The following is an 18,549-nucleotide window of genomic DNA, read 5'->3' as shown; positions in this document are numbered from 1 at the left end:
TATGAGCCACATTACCCATGTGGGTATGTTTAGCCTTTTTATGTGTTAATGTATTGTAAATAAATTTTGCTCTTCAGGGGGCAAATTTCATGATCAGCTTTGTTGCCGTTGATTGCCGATTGAGTTAATGGTTTATTTCACACTGGCATAACTTACCTAACTCACACACCAGGTCGGCATCACCGGGCAATGGTTCGATACTTTTCCGATCGTAGGAGAAGCCGCAACTTATCACCATACATTCGGTAATTCGAAAACACCGCCAGTACCAAATAGCCTTTCGACAAAGGCAGCTTTTGAGCCTTAGACACCTGGTTTACGCGTAGGACGACGGCGCATCAAATGCCGATATAACGTATGATAGCGATCATTGTTTAGCATGTGCCCCATACAAATGCCTTTTACCTGTTGCCTAAGCGTTGGTCGAGCAATGGGCTTGCTCTTTATGAGCCACATTACCCATGTGGGTATGTTTAGCCTTTTTATGTGTCTCTACCAAAAACGAGATACTAAGTATTATAAGTAATCAACAACCCGATGTTATTGGCATACAAGAGTTTTATAGCCGCAAACGTGGTCAGTATGCAATAATTGATTCTATGAAAAAAATCATGGGTTCTGCTAATTATTATTTTGAAAATTTTGGTGGGAGCGAAGATGAAAAATTGGGTAATGCTATTTTTCAAAATTTCCAATTATTGCAAAAGGGCTTTTGCAGCTATCGCCATTATATAGCGGGAACCAATGTTTATATGCCGATATCAAACAAAACGATCATATTTTCAGAGTTTATAGCGTACACCTTCAATCCATACAGTTTGAACCGGCCGACTATAAGTACATAGATACGGTAACCCAAAAAGGCAAACCCGATTTTAGCTCGACCAAGCGCTTAGGCGGCAAATTAAAAGAGCATTTATTAAACGTAGCGAACAGGTGGCTTTAATAAGGGCACATGCTAAACAATGTCCATATCCATACATTATATCCGGCGATTTTAATGATACGCCATCATCCTACGCAGTAAACCAGATGTCTAAAGGGCTCAAAAACACCTTTGTCGAAAAAGGCTTTGGCCCTGGCCGTACCTACAACGGTGATTTTCCGAATTACCAGATAGACTATATTATGGTGTCGCCGCAATTTAATGTTGCGAGCTATACTATTGTCGAGAAAAAGTTATCAGACCATTACCCGGTAATTGCCGACCTGATGTTAAAGTGAGTGGTTGATTGTGTAAATAGTTGATTAAGTTATACCAGTGTAAAATAAAACCATTAACTCAATCAACTTAATCTAACCGCTTAACTAAAACTGAAAAATCGTAAGTTTGCCCCCATGAAACAAAATTTATTTGTTTACAATACATTAACACGCAAAAAAGAAGAATTTAAGCCGCTTAATGCCCCGCATGTGGGTATGTATGTATGCGGTCCTACTGTTTATAGTGATGTACATTTAGGCAACTGTCGTACCTATATCTCGTTCGATTTGATTTTCAGGTATTTGATGCTGCTTGGCTACAAGGTGCGCTATGTGCGTAACATTACCGATGCAGGCCACTTAGAGGGTGATGCCGGTGACGAGGGCGAAGATAAGATCTCTAAAAAAGCAAAGCTGGCACAGTTGGAGCCAATGGAGATCGTGCAAAAATACTCGGTTGGGTTTCATGACGTGATGCGCATTTTTAACACACTACCACCAAGTATTGAACCTACGGCTACCGGCCATATTAGTGAACAGATTGAACTGGTAAAGCTGATACTGGAAAAAGGCTATGCCTATGAGGTTGACGGCTCTATATATTTCGATGTAGAAAAGTATAATAAAACTCAGGACTACGGCATACTTAACGGCCGTAATTTGGAGGACCTGCTGGTAAATACCCGTACATTAGGCGGGCAGAACGATAAACGCGGCCCGCTTGATTTTGCCTTATGGATAAAGGCGAAGCCCGAGCATTTGATGAAATGGCCCTCGCCGTGGGGCGTTGGTTTCCCCGGCTGGCATTTAGAGTGTTCTGCCATGAGCCATAAGTACCGGGCGATCAGTTTGATATTCATGGCGGCGGTATAGACTTGATGCCTACGCATCATACTAATGAAATTGCGCAAAATGTGGCCAGCTGCGGTAAAAACCCCGCTACTTACTGGATTCATACCAATATGCTTACGGTAAACGGGCAAAAAATGTCAAAATCATTAGGCAACAGCTTTTTGCCGCATGAACTTTTACGGGAGAGCATTCTATATTAGACCGGGGTACAGCCCAATGACCGTGCGTTTCTTTATGCTGCAGGCGCATTACCGCAGTACGCTTGATTTTGGTAACGAAGCCATGGAAGCGTCGGACAAGGGCTTTAAACGATTGATGAACGCGGTTGGGTTATTAGATGGATTGAAGTCATCAGCAACCTCGGACGTTGATATGGCGGCTTTACAGCAACGCTGCTATGATGCCATGAATGATGATTTTAACAGCCCGGTTTTAATAGCCGAATTGTTTGAAGCCACACGCATTATTAATTCGGTACACGATGGTAAACTGAAAGTAGATGCTGATAATTTAGAAATTTTAAAAAACATCATCGCCACTTTTGTGTTTGATGTTTTGGGATTAAAGGATGAGCAAGCCGCAAATGATGATCTCCCAAAGTCTTGAACCTGATAGTTACCTTGCGTAACCAGGCAAAAGCCAATCAGGATTATGCTACCTCTGATAAAATACGCGATGGCCTGCAAAAATAGGCTTCCAGTTAAAGGATAGTAAAGAAGGAACAAACTGGAGTAAAATTTAATTCAGTTTTTAACGTTAATATAAAAATTAAAAGCAGATACATTAGTCCGTACAAAATATGCGGACTATATTAACTACAAATCACACACAATGAAAAAAAACATACTGGCCGCCATCTGTTTTATTTGTTCAGCATCAATTGCTGTAGCACAATTGCCTGCCAAGGTTAGTAAAGTAGTAGAGGCCGAGGAAAGCTTTAACAAATTAGTAGCAAAAAAGGCATGAAAGAAGGCTTTTTAGCCGTTGCCGATCCGGATGGTATTGTATTCAGACCCAAGCCAGTTAAGATCACTGATTTTTATGCGAACATTGAAAAGCAAGCCGGTTCATTAAGTTGGACACCAAAAATTGCCCGCATTTCCTACAACGGCGATTTGGCATTTACGGCCGGCCCGTATGTATACCAAAATGGTAAAAGTGACGATGATAAAGTTTATGGCGATTATGTATCTGTATGGCGTACTGATGGCGACGGTAAATTAAAGCTGTTAATAGACTTAGGAATTCAACATCCCGAGGCTGAGAAAGATGCGCTAATCGATTTTAAAGAACCCGATGCTACTAAAAACCGGTGTTAAATAAAGATCCGTTTAATGGTAAAACCATTATACTGGCTACTGATAAATCAATGAACCAGGCTTTAACAATATCGTCATTAGGTGCTTATAAAGAGTTTTTAAGCCCTGAGGGTCGTTATTATTTTCCCGGTTTTCAGCCAATGACCGGTAGTGACAGGATCTTAAAGTTTTTAAACAACGAAGCTATCAGCATATCAGCCGAAACTATCAGCGGCGGCCGTTCAACCAGTAATGATTTGGCTTATACCTATGGCCGTGCCCGTATTAAAAAAGGCAATATCGTTAGCAACTTTAACTATGTACGAATCTGGGAGCTTGATGCTACCCATAAATGGAATGTCCTGCTGGAAGTATTTTCGGCGATAGAAAATTGATTTGAAGATTATCATAAACAGAAAAGGCGAACCATTTGGTTCGCCTTTTCTGTTTATTTTTTTGTCATTCTGAGCGATAGCGAAGAATCTTATACGTTTTACTTATCGCGCTTACAAGATCCTTCGCTATCGCTCAGGATGACAATGAGGGTTAAAATAACTGCTCAATAATATCATCAGTAGACAATCCTTCGGCTTCTGCATGGTAACTGCGTACAATACGGTGGCTTAGTATAGGTTTGGCTACGGCCTGCACATCTTCAATATCCGGCGAGTATTTTCCGTTGATAACCGCGTGGCACTTGGCACCCAATATCAGGAACTGCGACGCGCGTGGGCCGGCTCCCCAGTTTAATAAACGTTTAACGTTAGGCGCAGCAAATTCGCCATCGGGGCGGGTTTTTGCAACCAGCTTTACCGCGTATTCCAATACATTGTCGGCAACCGGGATATTTCTAACCAATTGCTGGAAATAAATGATCTGCTCGGCATTTAATATTTTACTTACGCTTTGCTGTGCAGTACTGGTTGTATTTTTAACGATTTGAAGCTCTTCTTTAAACGATGGATAGTTCAGCGATACTTTGAACATAAAACGATCCAGCTGCGCTTCAGGAAGCGGATAGGTGCCTTCCTGCTCAATTGGGTTTTGGGTAGCTAATACAAAAAATGGTTTCGCTAACTTATGCGTAACCCCTGCGGCAGTAACCGATTTTTCCTGCATTGCTTCTAACAGTGCAGCCTGCGTTTTAGGCGGTGTGCGGTTAATCTCGTCAGCCAAAATAATATTGGAGAATACAGGGCCGGGGATAAACTTAAAACTCCGGTCCTCGCCCAGTATTTCGGACCCGATAATGTCCGAAGGCATCAGGTCGGGCGTAAATTGTATGCGGTTAAAATCGAGGTCAAGGACCTGCGATACCGTTTGCACCAGCAAGGTTTTTGCCAGCCCCGGTACACCAACTAATAAACAATGTCCGTTGCTGAAAATGGATATCAGCACAAACTTTACAACTTCATCCTGCCCAACAATTACATTACTTATTTCTGTACGTATTTGCTGATAAGCATGTTTTAAAGCATCGGCTGCTTCTACATCGGACTTGTGTTGCATAATTTTTTACGGTTTAGCCTGTGCAGTTGTTGTTGGTGTGGCCCAATCTTTCAATACCGCGCACCCCTGATATTGCGGGTCGATTTTTATATAAGTTTCTTTCCTTTTTTAGCAAACCACTGGCTAACGGTGCGATTGATTTTATCATCAGTAGCGTATGCTTTTAATTTAGGGAAATCCTGCTCTAAATTAGCTTTATGTGCATTAGTAACCGATTTTAAATAAAATATCCGGTAGCTTTTTTGCCCGTACGATCTGTGAATAATACTGGTTTTGATATGCCGCCGGCCTTCATGGTATCAACCACCAAAGCTATCTGCGGGTCAAGCTTATCGGTAGGGATATAAGTGGTACGTGTCTCGCCTTCCGGGTTGATGATCATACCGCCATTATACTTGGTTTCTTTACTGTCTGAGTAGAATGATGCCGCGCTCGAAAAGAAATCAACCTTGCGGTTTTTATCTATCAAATTATATACGGTATCGGCTTTGCCTTTTGCTCTTTCCAAACTTGCAGCCGTTGTTGGCGGCGTGATCAGGATATGGCGCACGTGTACCTGCTCGCCGCGGCGCTCTAATACCTGAAGGAAGAAAAAACCATAGTCGGGCGACTCAAACACCGGCGAATATTCACCTGCTTTTAGCCTGAATGCCCATCCTGTAAATTCTTTAACAAATGTATTCCTATCGGCAAAACCAACATCACCACCCTGTGGTGCCGATCCGGGATCCTGCGAATAGGCGGTAGCCAACGTGGCAAAATCTTCGCCTTTTTTAATCCTGTCCAACAGGTCCTGCGCTTTCTGGCGATAAACATCTTTTTCTTCCTTGCTTAATTTAGGCTCAAAAACGATCTCGGCTACTTCAACTTCTTTATTGAAAGTTGGCAGGCTGTCCTTAGGCATCCGGTTAAAAAATCTTTAACATCCTGCGGGGTGGTATTCAGTTTTTCGGTGATATGTGCCTTCATTTTTTCGGCAACCATCATCTCTCGTACATCAGGGCGAATCTCTTCTTTATATTGTAATAATGACCGGCCCAAAAACTGCTCCAACCGTTCCTGTCCGCCGGCGCGTTGGGTCATACCACGCATACGGCGGTCAACCTCGTTATCAACCTCGTCTGATTTTACTTCGATACTATCAATAGCAGCTTGTTGTACCAATAATTTTTGTGTTATTAAGCTCTGGCTAATAAGCACTTATCAGGATGCACATTTTGGATGACATACTGCGCATTTAATAATTCAATATCTGATTTTAATATAACACTATTGCCTACTACTGCTACAATTTTATCTAATACTATTTTCTGCTGCGCATTAGCGGCAGATGCAAACAAAACAACACTTAAAACAACTATCCCAAACTTTCTCATTTATCCTATTTAAATATACTGCGGATTTGTGTCCGCAAAAACGTCCCGAATTTCGGTAAAATTTATTAATTATAACTGCTAACCAGGGTGTTTTAATAACCGCAGATTTATAATAATGCGAATATGCCAATAAAGCTTCAAACACTTTAACTATTTTTGGTTAAAATTTGTTAAAGTGAGATCAGAGAACCCGGCAGCATTAAGGTTTATATTAGAGGATGATATCTACCTGCTGCAAAGTGATAAAGCGGCTATAAATCAAACACCTGTAACTCCTGTTGAGATTAGTGCGCCAGCGGTAATACCATCTGCACCGGCTGCTGCCACTGCTACGCTACCAGAGACCGCCGCTACCGCCGCTGCCACTCTACCAAATACCCCGGAAGTTACTGTTACAGGAACGCCTGCCGTACAGTTTAATTATATGGGTAGTAATAAAAAACGTTTTTTAATAATAACCCATTACCCTACCGAGAACTTTATAGCCGCCGACCACCTTGCCGCGTTGCAAAATATATTGAAGCGACTGGCATATGAGATAGATGACGTGGCGATATTAAACTTAGCTAAAGCTGCAATTACAACCGTTACCGACATAGTAGCTTACTTTAAACCCGAAAAGCTATTGATATTAGGTGAAGCCGCCGTGCCTGCCGGTATGGGTGTGCCGCCGGTTAATCAGTATAAAAAAATGAAAAACGGTGTGTTTTTGCGCAGCTTTAGCTTTGATGAAATGATGAGCAGCACCGACAATAAAAAAGTGTTTTGGGAACAAATGAAGAATTTATAATGCAGCAATTAGTATTTGCCACCAACAACGCTCATAAACTGGAAGAAGTGTCTGCCATCCTTCGACAGGCTGAGGATGATAAACGCATAGAATTGTTAAGCCTAAATGATATTAACTGCCGGGATGATATTGCCGAAACGGGTATTACCTTCAGGGAAAATGCATCGATAAAAAGCCATTATATTTATGATAAGTATGCTGTTAATTGCTTTGGCGATGACAGCGGATTAGAAATAGATGCCTTAAATGGCGATCCCGGTGTTTACTCGGCACGCTATGCAGGCGAACACAGCAATCATGCGGCTAATATTGAAAAGGTATTGCAGAATTTACAAGGGGTAACAAACCGCAAGGCGCGTTTCCGTACAGTAATATCATTAGTATGGAACGGTGATGAACATTTTTTGAGGGAGCGGTTGAAGGAACCATCCGTACAGAAATAAGCGGTACTGCCGGTTTTGGCTATGATCCTATTTTTCAACCCGATGGCTATACCATAACCTTTGCCGAAATGACCATGGCAGACAAGAACGCCATAAGCCACCGCGCTATAGCAGTTGAAAAACTTGTCTCATTTTTAAATACGCTGTAACTCAATTTGTCATTTCGATACGAGGAACGAGTGAGAACTTCTCTCTTGAGCGCCAGCGAAAAAATCTTATACACCTTGCTATATTTCGCACGTTTAAGATTTCTCACTACGTTTCGAAATGACAAATCTATAAGAGTATTAAGGCTTTAAAATTATCGAGCGCCGCTGCTGGGTAACCGTATCTTTAACTACGCTGTCTTTAGGCGCTTTAAGGTTGGTTGGTTTATTAATTACGCCATCCTTTTGCATTTTCAAAGCAGGCTGCTCATTGCTAACAGTATCCTTACTTAATTTAGCAGCACCCGCTTTTACAGGTAACGGTTTGCTCCCTTTCTTAGTTGCAGTGCCGGGTTTGGCGGCAGGCTTTTTAACCACAACCGGTTTTTGATTATATCCCGATAAGATAGCTTCCTTTGATACCGGCCTGTCTTTTGGCTTCCAGATAAAGCCTTTCAATATTTTGTCCTCCTCTTTTACCTTGTTTAATGGCATGCCGTGGCCTTCGTATTTCCCAACAAAGCCGTTGTTACTTATTTCGCCATTGTCGAAATTAAAAAATGCTTTGCCGCTAACCGTGCGCGACATATCGGTCACTACATTTTTAACACTATCGCGTTTAAAATAAATGGTTTCGGCATTGCCGGTAATTACAAACCCGTTTAACTTATTGTTTTTGAAAGTGCCGTGCATCATTTTGCCTCCGGCCTGGTTGTAAAAGGTCGAGTCGTTTTTTTCAAGGTTGACAATAAACGCCGCAGGGTACATATCCGGGTTATCCAGCTTTTTATTCTTCATCTGCAGGTTAATGGTATCGCCTGATAATTGTGAGCCCTGTGTCCAGATCATCGGGTTTACATACATGCGGATAGTGGAATCGCTGGTACTATAAAACATCGAGTCGGCCTTAGCCTGCAAGTCAGACTTGAACAGCTTGGCATGATTATATCCCCTAACTATCCTTATATGCGAAGTATCGGTCAAGGGCTTCGGCATCCGTAAAGCAATAGAATCAGCCTTGTGTTTAGCTTTAAGCGAATCCTGCGGGCTTAATTTAATAACCGGAGCTTTCACAACCGGTTTCGGCACAACCTTAGGTGCCGGTTTTGGTGCGCGCGGTTTTGGCTTACCAAAATAATCAGGATGCATAAATGTGGTATCCTTTGGGAATGGGATTGGCTCGTGCTCTATATACTTAGGCGGAGTTTTATACATAAAAGACGGTTTCTTTTTAACCGCTTTAATGGATGTATCTATATGAGTCGCGTCATACTGTTTTTGCTTTAATATTTTAAAATCCTTGTAGGTCATTACCCGGGTTTTTAAAGTATCCGCAGCAAAAAACAGTGAGTCGTACCGTATGCCCGGTTTAGGTTTTTCTTCTTTCCTAATGGTATCAGCAAACTTGTATACAATTTGTGGCGTAACGCTTGGCGGCGGTGGTGGGGTGCGTTTAACCATTGGTTGTGTATTGGGGCCTTTAACCTGTGGCATAGTTGTATTAACAGGTGGTGATACAACCGGTTTTTTAACTGGTGGCGACGTAACCTTAACCGGTGACTTTTTGGGCGCAGTAGTACCCGGAGCCTTAGCGGGAAGTTTCTTTGCTATCGAGTCGGCCGTGCTTTTTATGGCTTTATTATTTGATGGGATAACTTGCCCCACACCGGGCAGCTTTTTTGTAACAGAATCTGTAATGCCTTTTAAGGTAAGTTTTTTATCTGCCGGTAGGGCATTGGCAGCGGTAGCTTTTTTGTCAGGCTGTCAATAGCGCCTGCCTTAGCGTTTTTAAGTAAAGAATCGGCACGCAGTTTTTTAGCAACAGAATCTGTTGTTGGCTTTTTTACGGCACTACTATCCTCGGTTACAAATATCATGTAGGCATTATCTGTCACCCATGCCTCTTCGTTCGATTTATGGTACACCCCCAGCTCGCCCTTAAGGGTCATCCTGTCCTGGGTATCATTAAAAGTTACATGCTTAACCGCGCGGCCGTAGCCTTTCAATCTATCATAAAACAAACTATCGCCCCGTAATGACTTTGTTTTATTAATATATAAGTTCCGCTTACCAAAAGCGGCCTGCTCGGTTACGGTGTTGTAAGTACCATTTTCTGTATATAAAACGTCCTTATCCTTACCGGTTATAATGGTTGGCCCATAAAAATAGGTAATTCGGGTACCCGAATTGTAACGCATGGTATCCGTTTTTATAACTGCATCAGGCGTAGTACAAACCACATCGTACCTAAAATAAGCATCGCGGGTGAACGAAAAATAATAACCGTTTTTACTTACAAGCGTATTGCCTTTATTTACCAGTTTGCCACCCTCAATATAGGTTCCTATACGGGTAGCGGTGTTGTAGGTAAAGTTGTCGGTAGTTAAGGTGGCGTCTTTATCAACCATTATAACATGGTTGGTTAATGTGGCTAATTTGGTGTTACCATCGTAGTGTAACAGGTCCGAGTAAATATGCACCGTGTCGCCCTGGTTTATTACCACATGGCTAAAGGCATCAACCAGGTTTAAATCGGGATAAAAATAGGCGCTGTCTGATGTTAAGGTAGAATAGTCTTGTTTAAACACCCCGTTATGTACTTTTATTATCCGCTGGTTACCACCCCCGGCGCAGCCACCATCTCCATGGTCGACGAGCTAATTAGATTAACCCGTGATTTGCTTTGACCTAAAACAGCCATCGCCGACAATAAAAACAATAAACTTAAGACGTATTTATTCACTACTGCAAAATTAGTTTTTTGTTGGGGTTATTAAATTAATAATTTTGATGATGCTCCCGGATAAAAAATTCACCGATTTTATTGACCAAAACGGCCTGTTTGAACGTAACGGAACGTTGCTGGCGGCCGTAAGCGGTGGAATGGATTCTGTATTGATGGTTCATTTATTACTATCATCGGGGTATAAATTTGCTATTGCGCACTGTAATTTTCAATTGCGGGGCCATGAAGCCGATGCCGACCAGGCATTTTGTAAGCAACTGGCCCAGCAATGTAAGGTGCCTTTTCATACTATAAACTTTGATACCCAAAACTATGCCACAGCCAACAAAATATCTATACAGATGGCGGCGCGCGACCTTAGGTATCAATGGTTTGAGCAAATAAGGCTGCAGCATAACTACACTGCCATCGCGCTTGCGCACCACCAAAACGATGCAATTGAAACAATATTGTTAAACCTGGTGCGCGGCACCGGTATTGCCGGTCTGCATGGTATCCTGCCAAAAAACGGCTGGCTGGTAAGGCCCTTGCTATTCTTATCCCGCCAGAAATAGAAAAACTGGTAACTGATAATTGTTATCCTTATGTTGAAGATAGTTCGAACGCGTCGGTAAAATATGCACGTAATATGTTACGGCATGAGGTTATACCCATGCTAAAGAAACTTAACCCCGGCCTGGAGAAAACATTCGAGAACAACCTGCAACACTTCCGCGACCTGAAACTTTGCTTGAATTACGCATTACCGAATTAAAGGCGCAACTGTTTTCCTATCGGGATGGGGATGTGCTGATAGCAATTAATGCCGCTAAAGTTTTGAACCCTCAAAGGCTATTGTTATTTAAATTACTGCAGGGCTTTGGGTTTAATGAAACAGCTGTTGACGACTTGATATCGGCATTAGACAAACATTCGGGCAGGGTGTTTGAGTCGGATAGTTTTACACTGATAGTGGACCGGGATAATTTAATTATCACCCCCAAAATAAAGCAGAACAACCGGATGTAAGTATCACCGCCGGTGATCATACCATTAATTATGGCGACTATAAATTAACTATTTTACACGATGATACACCGCTGATCATCAAAGACAACCCGTTGGCTGTTTCGGTTGATGCGGATAAATTGAGCTATCCGTTAAGCATCCGTACCGGCAGCAGAGCGATAGTTTCCGGCCGTTGGGGATGAAAACAAAAAAGAAGCTAAGCGATTTTTTTATCAGCCTTAAAATACCCCTTCACCAAAAAAGCCAGTGCCTCTGTTGATAAATGGCAACGGCGAAATTATATGGGTAGGTGGTGCCAGACTTGATGACAGATATAAAGTAACCAAAAACACCAAAAAAGTAACTATCTTCGAATTGTATAAAGTAAAATAATTTGAAGATTGGCACATTTTCAAATTCTCAAATTAAATAATGAGCGATAAAGTAATCTTTACAGAGAAGCAATACCGGGACGCGAGTTTATTCCACTGTCTATCCGTTTAGTGTTGGCTATATTTTGTTTTGCTGCCTATACTTTTACAGCAGTAGGCGACTCGAACGGCGATCTGTTAGCCGTTGTAGGTTTCGCTATCCTGGTCATCTCTATAGTTATGGGTTTCCCGGTGCATTTTAAAACCGGGGTTGAGAATAAAAGCATCATACTAAATGGTTTGTGGACAAGCCGCCCGGTAAAAATAGACCTAAACAGCATTGTAAAAGCTGAGGTAGCCCCGTATAGTAAATACCGGTTAACAACCCGGTTTATAACCTGCACAGCAAAGGCACCATCCGTTTTTTTGCGGCCGGCCGGGATGCGGTACATCTTACCGATAGAGATGGCCTGGTTTACATTATAGGCTCACAACATCCTAATGAGTTTTTAAGGGCCATAAAGGCCGAAATGGGCGGGAAGCTGTAACCCAGTCCCTTAGTCATGACAATCAACAAATTTATTAACCGGATATCTCTTACGCTTATAATTGGCCTGGGCTGTGTTTTTAATGCATTGGCCGTGCAAAACCGACTGGATACGGCCGCGGTGGTTGTACCGCTTGGTGGTAATGCCTTTGTTGGCCCACAGGCTAAAGCTGTAATAAATGAGCATGGGCTTAGCAACTGGACTAATGGCGAAGATGTTGTAACGGTTTATGTTCGCCCCGAAAAAGCGGGTAGCCTGCACATTGGTTTTAAAATGAGCGTACCAACCGGCGAAAGCAACATAAGCGTAAAGGCAGCCGGGCATACGCTCACTAAAAAAATAGCTGCTGCGGGATATAACGTAGTTTTTTTTGGCGAAATAAATATCGATAAACCGGGCTACTTAAAAATAGAGCTACGGGGCTTATCTAAAACAGGAAGTGTTTTTGCCGATATTGACGATATGATATTGATAGGCACCGCCCTTAAGGATGGCGCGGCTTATGTAAATAATAATAAGGACAATTACTTTTATTGGGGACATCGTGGACCGTCGGTGCATCTGAACTATGCCGTACCTGAAGCGGCAAAAAATACGACAGAATGGTTCTATAATGAAGTTACCGTACCGGTTGGTAATGACGTTATTGGCTCGTATTTTATGGCTGATGGGTTTACCGGCGGTTATTTTGGGATGCAGGTAAACAACGCCGACACCCGGCGCATTTTATTTTCGGTATGGAGCCCTTATACTACAGATGATCCGAAAACTATTCCAGAGAGCCTTAAGGTAAAACTGTTAAAAAAGGTGAAAGAACGCATGGCGGCGAGTTTGGCGGCGAAGGCGCGGGCGGGCAAAGTTATTTAACCTTCCCTTGGGTGGCCGGCAAAACCTACTGCTTTTTAATGCACGCGCAGGGCGATATCGCAGCCGAAACAACTATTTATACTGCCTATTTTAAACCGTTAGATTCAGACGAGTGGATTTTGGTGGCCAGTTTTAAGCGCCCGCAATCAGGATCGTACCTAAAAGACCCGCATTCGTTTTTGGAGAACTTTGATCCTAACCAAGGCGACAAAGCCCGCAAGGTACTTTTTGGTAACCAATGGATAGTTGATATTGAAGGTAAATGGTATCCGCTAAACGATGCCTTGTTTACCGGCGATAATACTGCCGGGGTAAACTATCGTAAAGACTATGCCGGTGGCGTACAAGGCGAGCAATTTTACCTGCGTAATTGCGGTTTCTTTGATGATTTTGTGCCACTTAAAACATCGTTTACAAAAACACAATCTACCCAAAAACACCCTGACATCGATTTTAACAAATTGCCTTAAATAAAAAAAAGGAAACCTTAGCGGGTTTCCTTTTTTAACTGGCTGCTACTTAATACAGCAACTGCCATTATTTTTCAATCCAATCTCACGCAGGCGCTCATCCGGTACTCGCCGGCAGTGATATCGCTATATAATTTTGGATGCTCGGCATCAACAGTTGACGGTAACGAGGTCAGGTCCATATCAGACACCGGGTGTAAAAAGAACGGCACCGAGTAACGCGAATTTTTCATCAGTTCGCGCGGTGGGTTAACCACACGGTGGGTGGTTGATTTTAGCTTGTTATTGGTTAAACGCTGCAACATATCGCCTACGTTAACTACCAAATCTTCGCCATGCGCTTTTACCGGGAACCAGCTACCGGTACGGGTAAGCACTTCCAGCCCATCGGCACTGGCGCCTATCAGTAGGGTGATAAGGTTAATATCCTCATGGGCGCCGGCACGTACCGCGTCGGCAGGTACAGCATCCGGGTTCTCAATAGGGAAATAATGCAGCGTACGTAATATCGAGTTGCCGTTATTTACTTTGTCATCAAAGTAATGCTCGTCAAGCCCTAAGTAAACTGCAATGGCCTGCAATAATTGTTTGCCAATATTTTCCAGTTTTTTGTATATCTCTAAAGTGGTCGGGTTAAAGCCGGGCAGCTCTTTTACTACCGTGGTTTTCCGGGTATTCGGCTTTAAGTTTATCATTACCCTCAACGGTTTGGCCTATCTGCCAAAACTCTTTCAGGTCGGGGGTTTTAAAGCCCTTGGCAGTTTCTTTGCCTTTGCCGGTATAGCCGCGCTGTCCCGCAAGCTCAGGTATCTCATAGCTTGATTTTACACTATCAGGCAACGCAAAAAGAGCTTTAACCTGTGCATATAATTCGTCAATCAACTCTTTGCTTAAGCCGTGGTTGGTAATAGTAACAAAACCGGTTTCGTTAAAAGCCTTGCCAATATCGTCCGAAAATTGTTTGCGCTCTGCTTCGGTACCATGTGTATAGGTATTCAGGTCAAGGCGTGGGATATTTATTTCTGTGCTCATAGTATATCGATAAATAAAGTGTAAAAATATTTAAATAAAAGCAGTTTACTATAAAAGTGCTAAAGTTTGTCGCTTTAAACAATGGTTGGTTGCAATAAGTATCTTTTCTATATTTAGGCATCTTTATGAAACGCCTTTACCTGCTTTTAATAATTCTGTCTGCGGCCTCCATTGGTTGGGCCCGGGATACCCTAAAAAGCAATTTCAATAAATACTATCCTGTTAACCAATTAAAGACAGACTTTGTTTTTTTCAAAACGGCATTACAAAAGGCGCACCCAAGCCTCTACAGATATCAACCTAAAGATTCCGTTGACTTTTATTTTAAGCAAGCTGAAACGACGCTTGACCATCCTATGAATGAGTTGGAATATTGGGAAGTTCTCCAATCCATCATTGCAAAAATAGGCTCAGGCCATACTGATTTATCCTTTTCGAAAGAAACTGCCCAGCACCTCAAAGCCAGCACTCGAAAGATATTGCCATTTGTTATTTATACAGAAAATAACAGGCTATATGTAAGCCATGCCATCCAGCCGAAAGACTCCCTTCTAAAGCCCGGCAGCGAAATACTGGTGATCAACAATCAACGCGGTACCGATATCTTAAAGCAGATGCAGGATCTGGAATCAGGTGATGGATATAGTACCAGTTTTAAAGATTATAAGATAGAACGCACCTTTAATGCTTTATATAATCTTTTACATGGCGATCAGTCGCAATTTTTGATTACCTACAGTCATAAGGGTACGATCACAACAAAATTATTTAAGGCCATAACTGGCAAAACAGTCAGCCGTGGCGGTAATAATTTGCCGCAGGTTAGTTATCCTGCAGATATGCCAGCTACGGCTTTATTACGGGTGCCCAATTTTGAGTATAAAGATTATTTTGCGCTGCATGCTAAACTATTTAAAGATATAAAACAGCATAATAGTAAACAGCTGGTTATTGATTTGCGTGGTAATACCGGTGGTAAACACTTAGTCGCTTGTGATCTGATGCAATATTTTATGAAAAAGATTTCAAGTTTGGCCTGGCCCAGAAACTTTTGTAGCAGTGAACGATTTTAAGCATTTGGCTGAGAAAACAGAAAAAGGAGAAGTCTCCATAGACAAACTGGAAAGGGTCAGTCGCAGCCTCAACAGGCAAATAGCGTATAATGAAATACGATGGCTTAGAGGTGGTGGGTTTGAAGGAAGTGTTTATCTGCTTGTTGATGGCGGAACTTATTCGGCAGCGGCATTAGTTGCAGCGGCTGTAAAAAGTCAGAGCGATTGTGTAATTATAGGCGAAGAAACCGGCGGCGGTGCTATGGGCTGCGATGGCGGCGCATTCGCTACTATAACCTTACCTGTGACAAGGTTGGAACTGCATATACCGCTTTTGTGGATTTATGCAGTAGATAAAGATCATAATTACGGTTACGGTGTAACGCCTGACATAGTTATAACTACTGAAGATAAGGAAAAATACTTTTCACAAGGGCTCAATCCTACTATTGAAGCTTTGAAAACAACTATTATTGCCGCGGATAAAAAAGCGCAATAACCTAACACTCCTTCTTATTTAAAAACAATTGCTACACTAAACGTTTTATAGTTTGTTATGTCCATATAATAAAGGCGTAAGCCTGTTAAACATACTACTATGAAAATCTTAAATAAAATATGGGGTGTTAGCCTGTTGGCATTGTTGCTGATAGTAGCCGCCCCGCATATAAGTAAGGCACAGGATGAATATATTTCTGAGCAGGACTTTTATGATGAGCTGGCACCTTACGGTACCTGGGTTAGCGACCCGCAATATGGCGATGTTTGGATTCCGGATGTTGCCGGAGATTTCAGGCCTTATCAAACCCGGGGCCATTGGGTATTAACAGACTATGGTAATACCTGGGTATCTGAGTATCCCCGGGGATGGGCAACCTTCCACTACGGCCGCTGGCGCTATGATGATTATTACGGCTGGGAATGGATCCCGGTTATGAATGGGCCCCTGCCCTGGTTAGCTGGCGCCATGGCGGCGGTTATTATGGCTGGGCACCTTTAACACCGGGATAAGTATCGACCTGTCGTTTGGCAGCAGTTACCGGGTGCCTGACAGCTATTGGGCGTTCGCTCCCGAAGCTTATATCAATCGCCCTAATATTTATAATTATTATGTGCCGCATACAAGAGTGGTTAATATCATCCGTAATACAACGGTAATAAATAACACGTATTACAACGGTGGCCGCCGTTATATTGCCGGGCCAAGGGCTATCGATATCCAGCGCTATACACACCAGCGTCCACGTGTTTACAGTATAAATAATGCTTCAAGACCGGGTACTATTAATGTGCAAAATAATACGGTCAGCATTTTCAGGCCGGCGGTTAGGCGCACCGGTGACGCCCGCCCGCAACGGGTAGTTGATGCCAATGCCTACAAGCAACAAAACCCTAACCAGGTATTGCCCGTCGCGGCCCCGGTGGCGCGCCGGGTTAATCATGAGAATGCAGCACGACTTGCCAACGTTGCCCGAAACGCAAACGACAATAATAATGTAGTGCGCGTAAACAACAGGCCAAATTATGATGAGCAGGGGCGCCGCCCTGATCAGCAGGTTCGCAGGCCTGACCAGCAACAAAATAACCGGCCAAATGGACAACCCGTTACGCAGCCTGCCCAAAATCAGCCTGATAACAGGCCGGTATTTACACCAAACCGTGGCGGCAGAATCCGGGACAGGCCCAACGCAGGACAGCCGGTACAAACACCACCTGCTCAAACACAACCTGCCCAGCAGACTGTATTTAACAGGGGTGGCGGGCGTAATGACAATGATAACCGCCCTGCGACAAATCAGCCAAATAATGATCTGCAGCAAAAACAACAACAGCTAAATGATGAGCGGCGTACTATGCGCGAGCAGCGGCGCCAGCAGTATCAACGCGAGCAGCAGTTGCAAAGTGTAGGCCAAACCCAGCAAGGTCCTGCAATTAATGGTCAGACGCCGCTACAACAGCAGCAAATGGCCATAAGGGATCAACAGCGCCAATTACGCGAACAGCAAAGGCAGCAGGCGCAACAACAGGCTGCCCAGCAACAACAGGCGCAACGTGCGCAGCAGCAGCAAGCACAACAACAATCTGCTCAGCAACAGGCACAGCAGGCGGCCCAACAGCAACAAGCACAGCGCGAGCAGCAAAGGCGGGCGGCGCAACAAGCGTTGCAACAGCAGCAGTCGCAACAACGCGGCCAGGCCCAACAGCAGGCCGAGCAACAACAACGCGCGCAACGCGAACAACAAAGGCAAGCTCAGCAACAAGCACAGCAACAGCAGCAAGCGCAACAACGCGAGCAGCAAAGGCAGGCGCAACAGGCAGCCCGGCAACAACAGCAACAAGCTCAGCAAGAGCAGCGCGCCCAACAGCAGCAGCAGCAGCAACCACAACGGCAACAACGCAGGCCACCAGAGCCACCGGTAAGGCCGGTTAACTAATAAAGCTTAATGGATATAATGTACAAAGCCGTTCCGGGTTACCGGGCGGCTTTTGTTTGCAGGATAATTAGGAATAAGTAGCACCCCGATTCTTATTCCATAAAAAAAAACCTGCCCCTGTAAACAGGATGCAGGCCCTCACATTTAACCGATCAACAACAAACGATTAAAGATCTTTTACTGTAGATATTACCGGATAAGTTTGTACCGGTAACACTACATATGGAGTATGTTTTTGCCTGTTTTAGCGGTACGACGCTGTAAAGCTTAAATAAAGGCTGATCCCCTGAGGACCAGCCTTTCCTGTTATGGTAAATCTTTATTAACCGCTGGTTTTGATCCATTGGTAGTAAAGGGTCAGCACTTACAAATAATGCACATAATGTTAGGGTTTGTTGTAGCAATCAATCAAATCTAATAATGG

Annotated in this window: 23 protein-coding genes and 4 pseudogenes; 20 read left to right on the top strand and 7 right to left on the bottom strand. The window is 43.3% G+C overall.

Annotated features, from left to right (window positions below; translation table 11 throughout):
- Positions 1-712 precede the first annotated feature (712 nt).
- From HK413_RS12890 to HK413_RS12870, 8 genes are all read left to right on the top strand, one after another.
- Positions 713-946, top strand: coding sequence for an exonuclease/endonuclease/phosphatase family protein (locus HK413_RS12890; protein ID WP_175270418.1), 234 nt, complete (start codon positions 713-715; stop codon positions 944-946).
- Positions 937-1,224 (top strand): endonuclease/exonuclease/phosphatase family protein, encoded by a 288-nt coding sequence (locus HK413_RS12885; RefSeq protein ID WP_175270417.1) that lies wholly within the window; start codon positions 937-939, stop codon positions 1,222-1,224. Before HK413_RS12890 ends, HK413_RS12885 begins: the two co-directional genes overlap by 10 nt.
- Before the next feature lie 114 nt (positions 1,225-1,338).
- On the top strand, positions 1,339-2,076 hold the full coding sequence (locus HK413_RS22400) for a class I tRNA ligase family protein (protein WP_394353180.1): 738 nt from the start codon (positions 1,339-1,341) through the stop codon (positions 2,074-2,076).
- A gap of 5 nt (positions 2,077-2,081) precedes the next feature.
- Positions 2,082-2,255: a hypothetical protein gene (locus HK413_RS22395; RefSeq protein ID WP_394353179.1), complete on the top strand. Its 174-nt coding sequence runs from the start codon at positions 2,082-2,084 to the stop codon at positions 2,253-2,255.
- Between the two features lie 16 nt (positions 2,256-2,271).
- Positions 2,272-2,661, top strand: a complete 390-nt coding sequence (locus HK413_RS22390) for a DALR domain-containing protein (protein ID WP_394353178.1) — start codon at positions 2,272-2,274, stop codon at positions 2,659-2,661.
- Positions 2,662-2,886: 225 nt separating this feature from the next.
- Entirely contained in the window at positions 2,887-3,021 is a 135-nt protein-coding gene (locus tag HK413_RS20130) for a hypothetical protein (protein WP_262886913.1), read from the top strand.
- Positions 3,018-3,374 (top strand): Cif family virulence factor, encoded by a 357-nt coding sequence (locus tag HK413_RS12875; protein WP_175270416.1) that lies wholly within the window; start codon positions 3,018-3,020, stop codon positions 3,372-3,374. Before HK413_RS20130 ends, HK413_RS12875 begins: the two co-directional genes overlap by 4 nt.
- A complete protein-coding gene (locus HK413_RS12870) occupies positions 3,368-3,748 on the top strand; it encodes a nuclear transport factor 2 family protein (RefSeq protein ID WP_175270415.1) in 381 nt (126 codons plus the stop codon). The genes HK413_RS12875 and HK413_RS12870 overlap by 7 nt, the downstream gene beginning before the upstream one ends.
- Before the next feature lie 151 nt (positions 3,749-3,899).
- Here the strand turns inward: HK413_RS12870 and HK413_RS12865 are convergent, their stop codons facing one another.
- The 4 genes from HK413_RS12865 to HK413_RS18480 form a co-directional block, all read right to left on the bottom strand.
- On the bottom strand, positions 3,900-4,862 hold the full coding sequence (locus HK413_RS12865) for an AAA family ATPase (protein ID WP_175270414.1): 963 nt from the start codon (positions 4,860-4,862) through the stop codon (positions 3,900-3,902).
- 217 nt (positions 4,863-5,079) lie between these two features.
- A complete protein-coding gene (locus tag HK413_RS18490) occupies positions 5,080-5,766 on the bottom strand; it encodes a peptidylprolyl isomerase (protein WP_246230520.1) in 687 nt (228 codons plus the stop codon).
- Entirely contained in the window at positions 5,721-6,026 is a 306-nt protein-coding gene (locus HK413_RS18485) for a hypothetical protein (protein ID WP_246230519.1), read from the bottom strand. The genes HK413_RS18490 and HK413_RS18485 overlap by 46 nt, the downstream gene beginning before the upstream one ends.
- A gap of 14 nt (positions 6,027-6,040) precedes the next feature.
- Positions 6,041-6,238, bottom strand: a complete 198-nt coding sequence (locus tag HK413_RS18480) for a hypothetical protein (RefSeq protein ID WP_246230518.1) — start codon at positions 6,236-6,238, stop codon at positions 6,041-6,043.
- Positions 6,239-6,413: 175 nt separating this feature from the next.
- Here HK413_RS18480 and HK413_RS12855 point away from each other — a divergent pair, with 175 nt between their 5' ends.
- Positions 6,414-7,028 carry a hypothetical protein gene (locus HK413_RS12855; protein ID WP_175270413.1) on the top strand — a complete coding sequence of 205 codons (615 nt, stop codon included), beginning with the start codon at positions 6,414-6,416 and terminating at the stop codon, positions 7,026-7,028.
- A pseudogene (locus HK413_RS12850) lies at positions 7,028-7,620 on the top strand (non-canonical purine NTP diphosphatase). The gene HK413_RS12855 and the pseudogene HK413_RS12850 overlap by 1 nt, the downstream one beginning before the upstream one ends.
- Positions 7,621-7,758: 138 nt before the next feature.
- Here the strand turns inward: HK413_RS12850 and HK413_RS12845 are convergent.
- Both HK413_RS12845 and HK413_RS12840 read right to left on the bottom strand, forming a co-directional pair.
- Positions 7,759-9,282: an LptA/OstA family protein gene (locus tag HK413_RS12845; protein WP_175270412.1), complete on the bottom strand. Its 1,524-nt coding sequence runs from the start codon at positions 9,280-9,282 to the stop codon at positions 7,759-7,761.
- Between the two features lie 38 nt (positions 9,283-9,320).
- The gene (locus tag HK413_RS12840) at positions 9,321-10,223 is read right to left on the bottom strand and encodes an OstA-like protein (protein WP_317169587.1); all 903 of its coding nucleotides are present in this window, start codon (positions 10,221-10,223) and stop codon (positions 9,321-9,323) included.
- Between the two features lie 184 nt (positions 10,224-10,407).
- On the opposite strand from HK413_RS12840, the gene tilS reads away from it, so the two are divergent.
- The 6 genes and pseudogenes from tilS (at position 10,408) to HK413_RS22380 (ending at position 13,606) form a co-directional block, all read left to right on the top strand.
- Positions 10,408-10,917 (top strand): tRNA lysidine(34) synthetase TilS, encoded by a 510-nt coding sequence (gene tilS / locus HK413_RS12835; protein WP_246230521.1) that lies wholly within the window; start codon positions 10,408-10,410, stop codon positions 10,915-10,917.
- Positions 10,918-11,089: 172 nt separating this feature from the next.
- The gene (locus HK413_RS12825; protein ID WP_175270410.1) at positions 11,090-11,371 is read left to right on the top strand and encodes a hypothetical protein; all 282 of its coding nucleotides are present in this window, start codon (positions 11,090-11,092) and stop codon (positions 11,369-11,371) included.
- A 178-nt stretch (positions 11,372-11,549) separates the two neighbouring features.
- Positions 11,550-11,630, top strand: coding sequence for a hypothetical protein (locus HK413_RS22385; RefSeq protein ID WP_394353181.1), 81 nt, complete (start codon positions 11,550-11,552; stop codon positions 11,628-11,630).
- Complete coding sequence (locus HK413_RS20125) at positions 11,618-11,743, top strand: hypothetical protein (RefSeq protein WP_262886912.1); 126 nt, start codon at positions 11,618-11,620, stop codon at positions 11,741-11,743. The genes HK413_RS22385 and HK413_RS20125 overlap by 13 nt, the downstream gene beginning before the upstream one ends.
- Positions 11,744-11,853: 110 nt before the next feature.
- Positions 11,854-12,207 (top strand): hypothetical protein, encoded by a 354-nt coding sequence (locus HK413_RS12815; protein WP_317169586.1) that lies wholly within the window; start codon positions 11,854-11,856, stop codon positions 12,205-12,207.
- Between the two features lie 77 nt (positions 12,208-12,284).
- Positions 12,285-13,606: pseudogene (locus tag HK413_RS22380) on the top strand (DUF3472 domain-containing protein).
- A 45-nt stretch (positions 13,607-13,651) separates the two neighbouring features.
- On the opposite strand, the pseudogene HK413_RS12805 reads toward HK413_RS22380, so the two are convergent.
- A pseudogene (locus HK413_RS12805) lies at positions 13,652-14,638 on the bottom strand (isopenicillin N synthase family dioxygenase).
- A gap of 356 nt (positions 14,639-14,994) precedes the next feature.
- Here HK413_RS12805 and HK413_RS20120 point away from each other — a divergent pair.
- The 4 genes and pseudogenes from HK413_RS20120 to HK413_RS12785 all read left to right on the top strand — a co-directional run bounded on the left by HK413_RS20120 (position 14,995) and on the right by HK413_RS12785 (position 18,125).
- Positions 14,995-15,711 (top strand): S41 family peptidase, encoded by a 717-nt coding sequence (locus HK413_RS20120; protein WP_175270409.1) that lies wholly within the window; start codon positions 14,995-14,997, stop codon positions 15,709-15,711.
- Positions 15,698-16,189: a S41 family peptidase gene (locus tag HK413_RS12795; protein WP_175270408.1), complete on the top strand. Its 492-nt coding sequence runs from the start codon at positions 15,698-15,700 to the stop codon at positions 16,187-16,189. Before HK413_RS20120 ends, HK413_RS12795 begins: the two co-directional genes overlap by 14 nt.
- Positions 16,190-16,288: 99 nt before the next feature.
- Positions 16,289-16,701 (top strand): annotated as a pseudogene (locus HK413_RS12790) (DUF6600 domain-containing protein).
- Positions 16,702-16,733: 32 nt separating this feature from the next.
- A complete protein-coding gene (locus tag HK413_RS12785; protein ID WP_175270406.1) occupies positions 16,734-18,125 on the top strand; it encodes a hypothetical protein in 1,392 nt (463 codons plus the stop codon).
- Positions 18,126-18,549 lie beyond the last annotated feature (424 nt).

This window comes from Mucilaginibacter humi (assembly GCF_013087555.1).
Note: the sequence above shows the minus strand (reverse complement) of the source record. Positions and strands in the feature narration are given on the sequence as shown.

Coding starts and splice junctions, on each gene's coding strand:
- HK413_RS22400 (WP_394353180.1), top strand. CDS start 1,339: ATGAAACAAAATTTATTTGTTTACAATACATTAACACGCAAAAAAGAA.
- HK413_RS22395 (WP_394353179.1), top strand. CDS start 2,082: ATGCCTACGCATCATACTAATGAAATTGCGCAAAATGTGGCCAGCTGC.
- HK413_RS22390 (WP_394353178.1), top strand. CDS start 2,272: ATGACCGTGCGTTTCTTTATGCTGCAGGCGCATTACCGCAGTACGCTT.
- HK413_RS20130 (WP_262886913.1), top strand. CDS start 2,887: ATGAAAAAAAACATACTGGCCGCCATCTGTTTTATTTGTTCAGCATCA.
- HK413_RS12875 (WP_175270416.1), top strand. CDS start 3,018: ATGAAAGAAGGCTTTTTAGCCGTTGCCGATCCGGATGGTATTGTATTC.
- HK413_RS12865 (WP_175270414.1), bottom strand. CDS start 4,862: ATGCAACACAAGTCCGATGTAGAAGCAGCCGATGCTTTAAAACATGCT.
- HK413_RS18490 (WP_246230520.1), bottom strand. CDS start 5,766: ATGCCTAAGGACAGCCTGCCAACTTTCAATAAAGAAGTTGAAGTAGCC.
- HK413_RS18480 (WP_246230518.1), bottom strand. CDS start 6,238: ATGAGAAAGTTTGGGATAGTTGTTTTAAGTGTTGTTTTGTTTGCATCT.
- tilS (WP_246230521.1), top strand. CDS start 10,408: ATGATGCTCCCGGATAAAAAATTCACCGATTTTATTGACCAAAACGGC.
- HK413_RS22385 (WP_394353181.1), top strand. CDS start 11,550: ATGAAAACAAAAAAGAAGCTAAGCGATTTTTTTATCAGCCTTAAAATA.
- HK413_RS20120 (WP_175270409.1), top strand. CDS start 14,995: ATGAATGAGTTGGAATATTGGGAAGTTCTCCAATCCATCATTGCAAAA.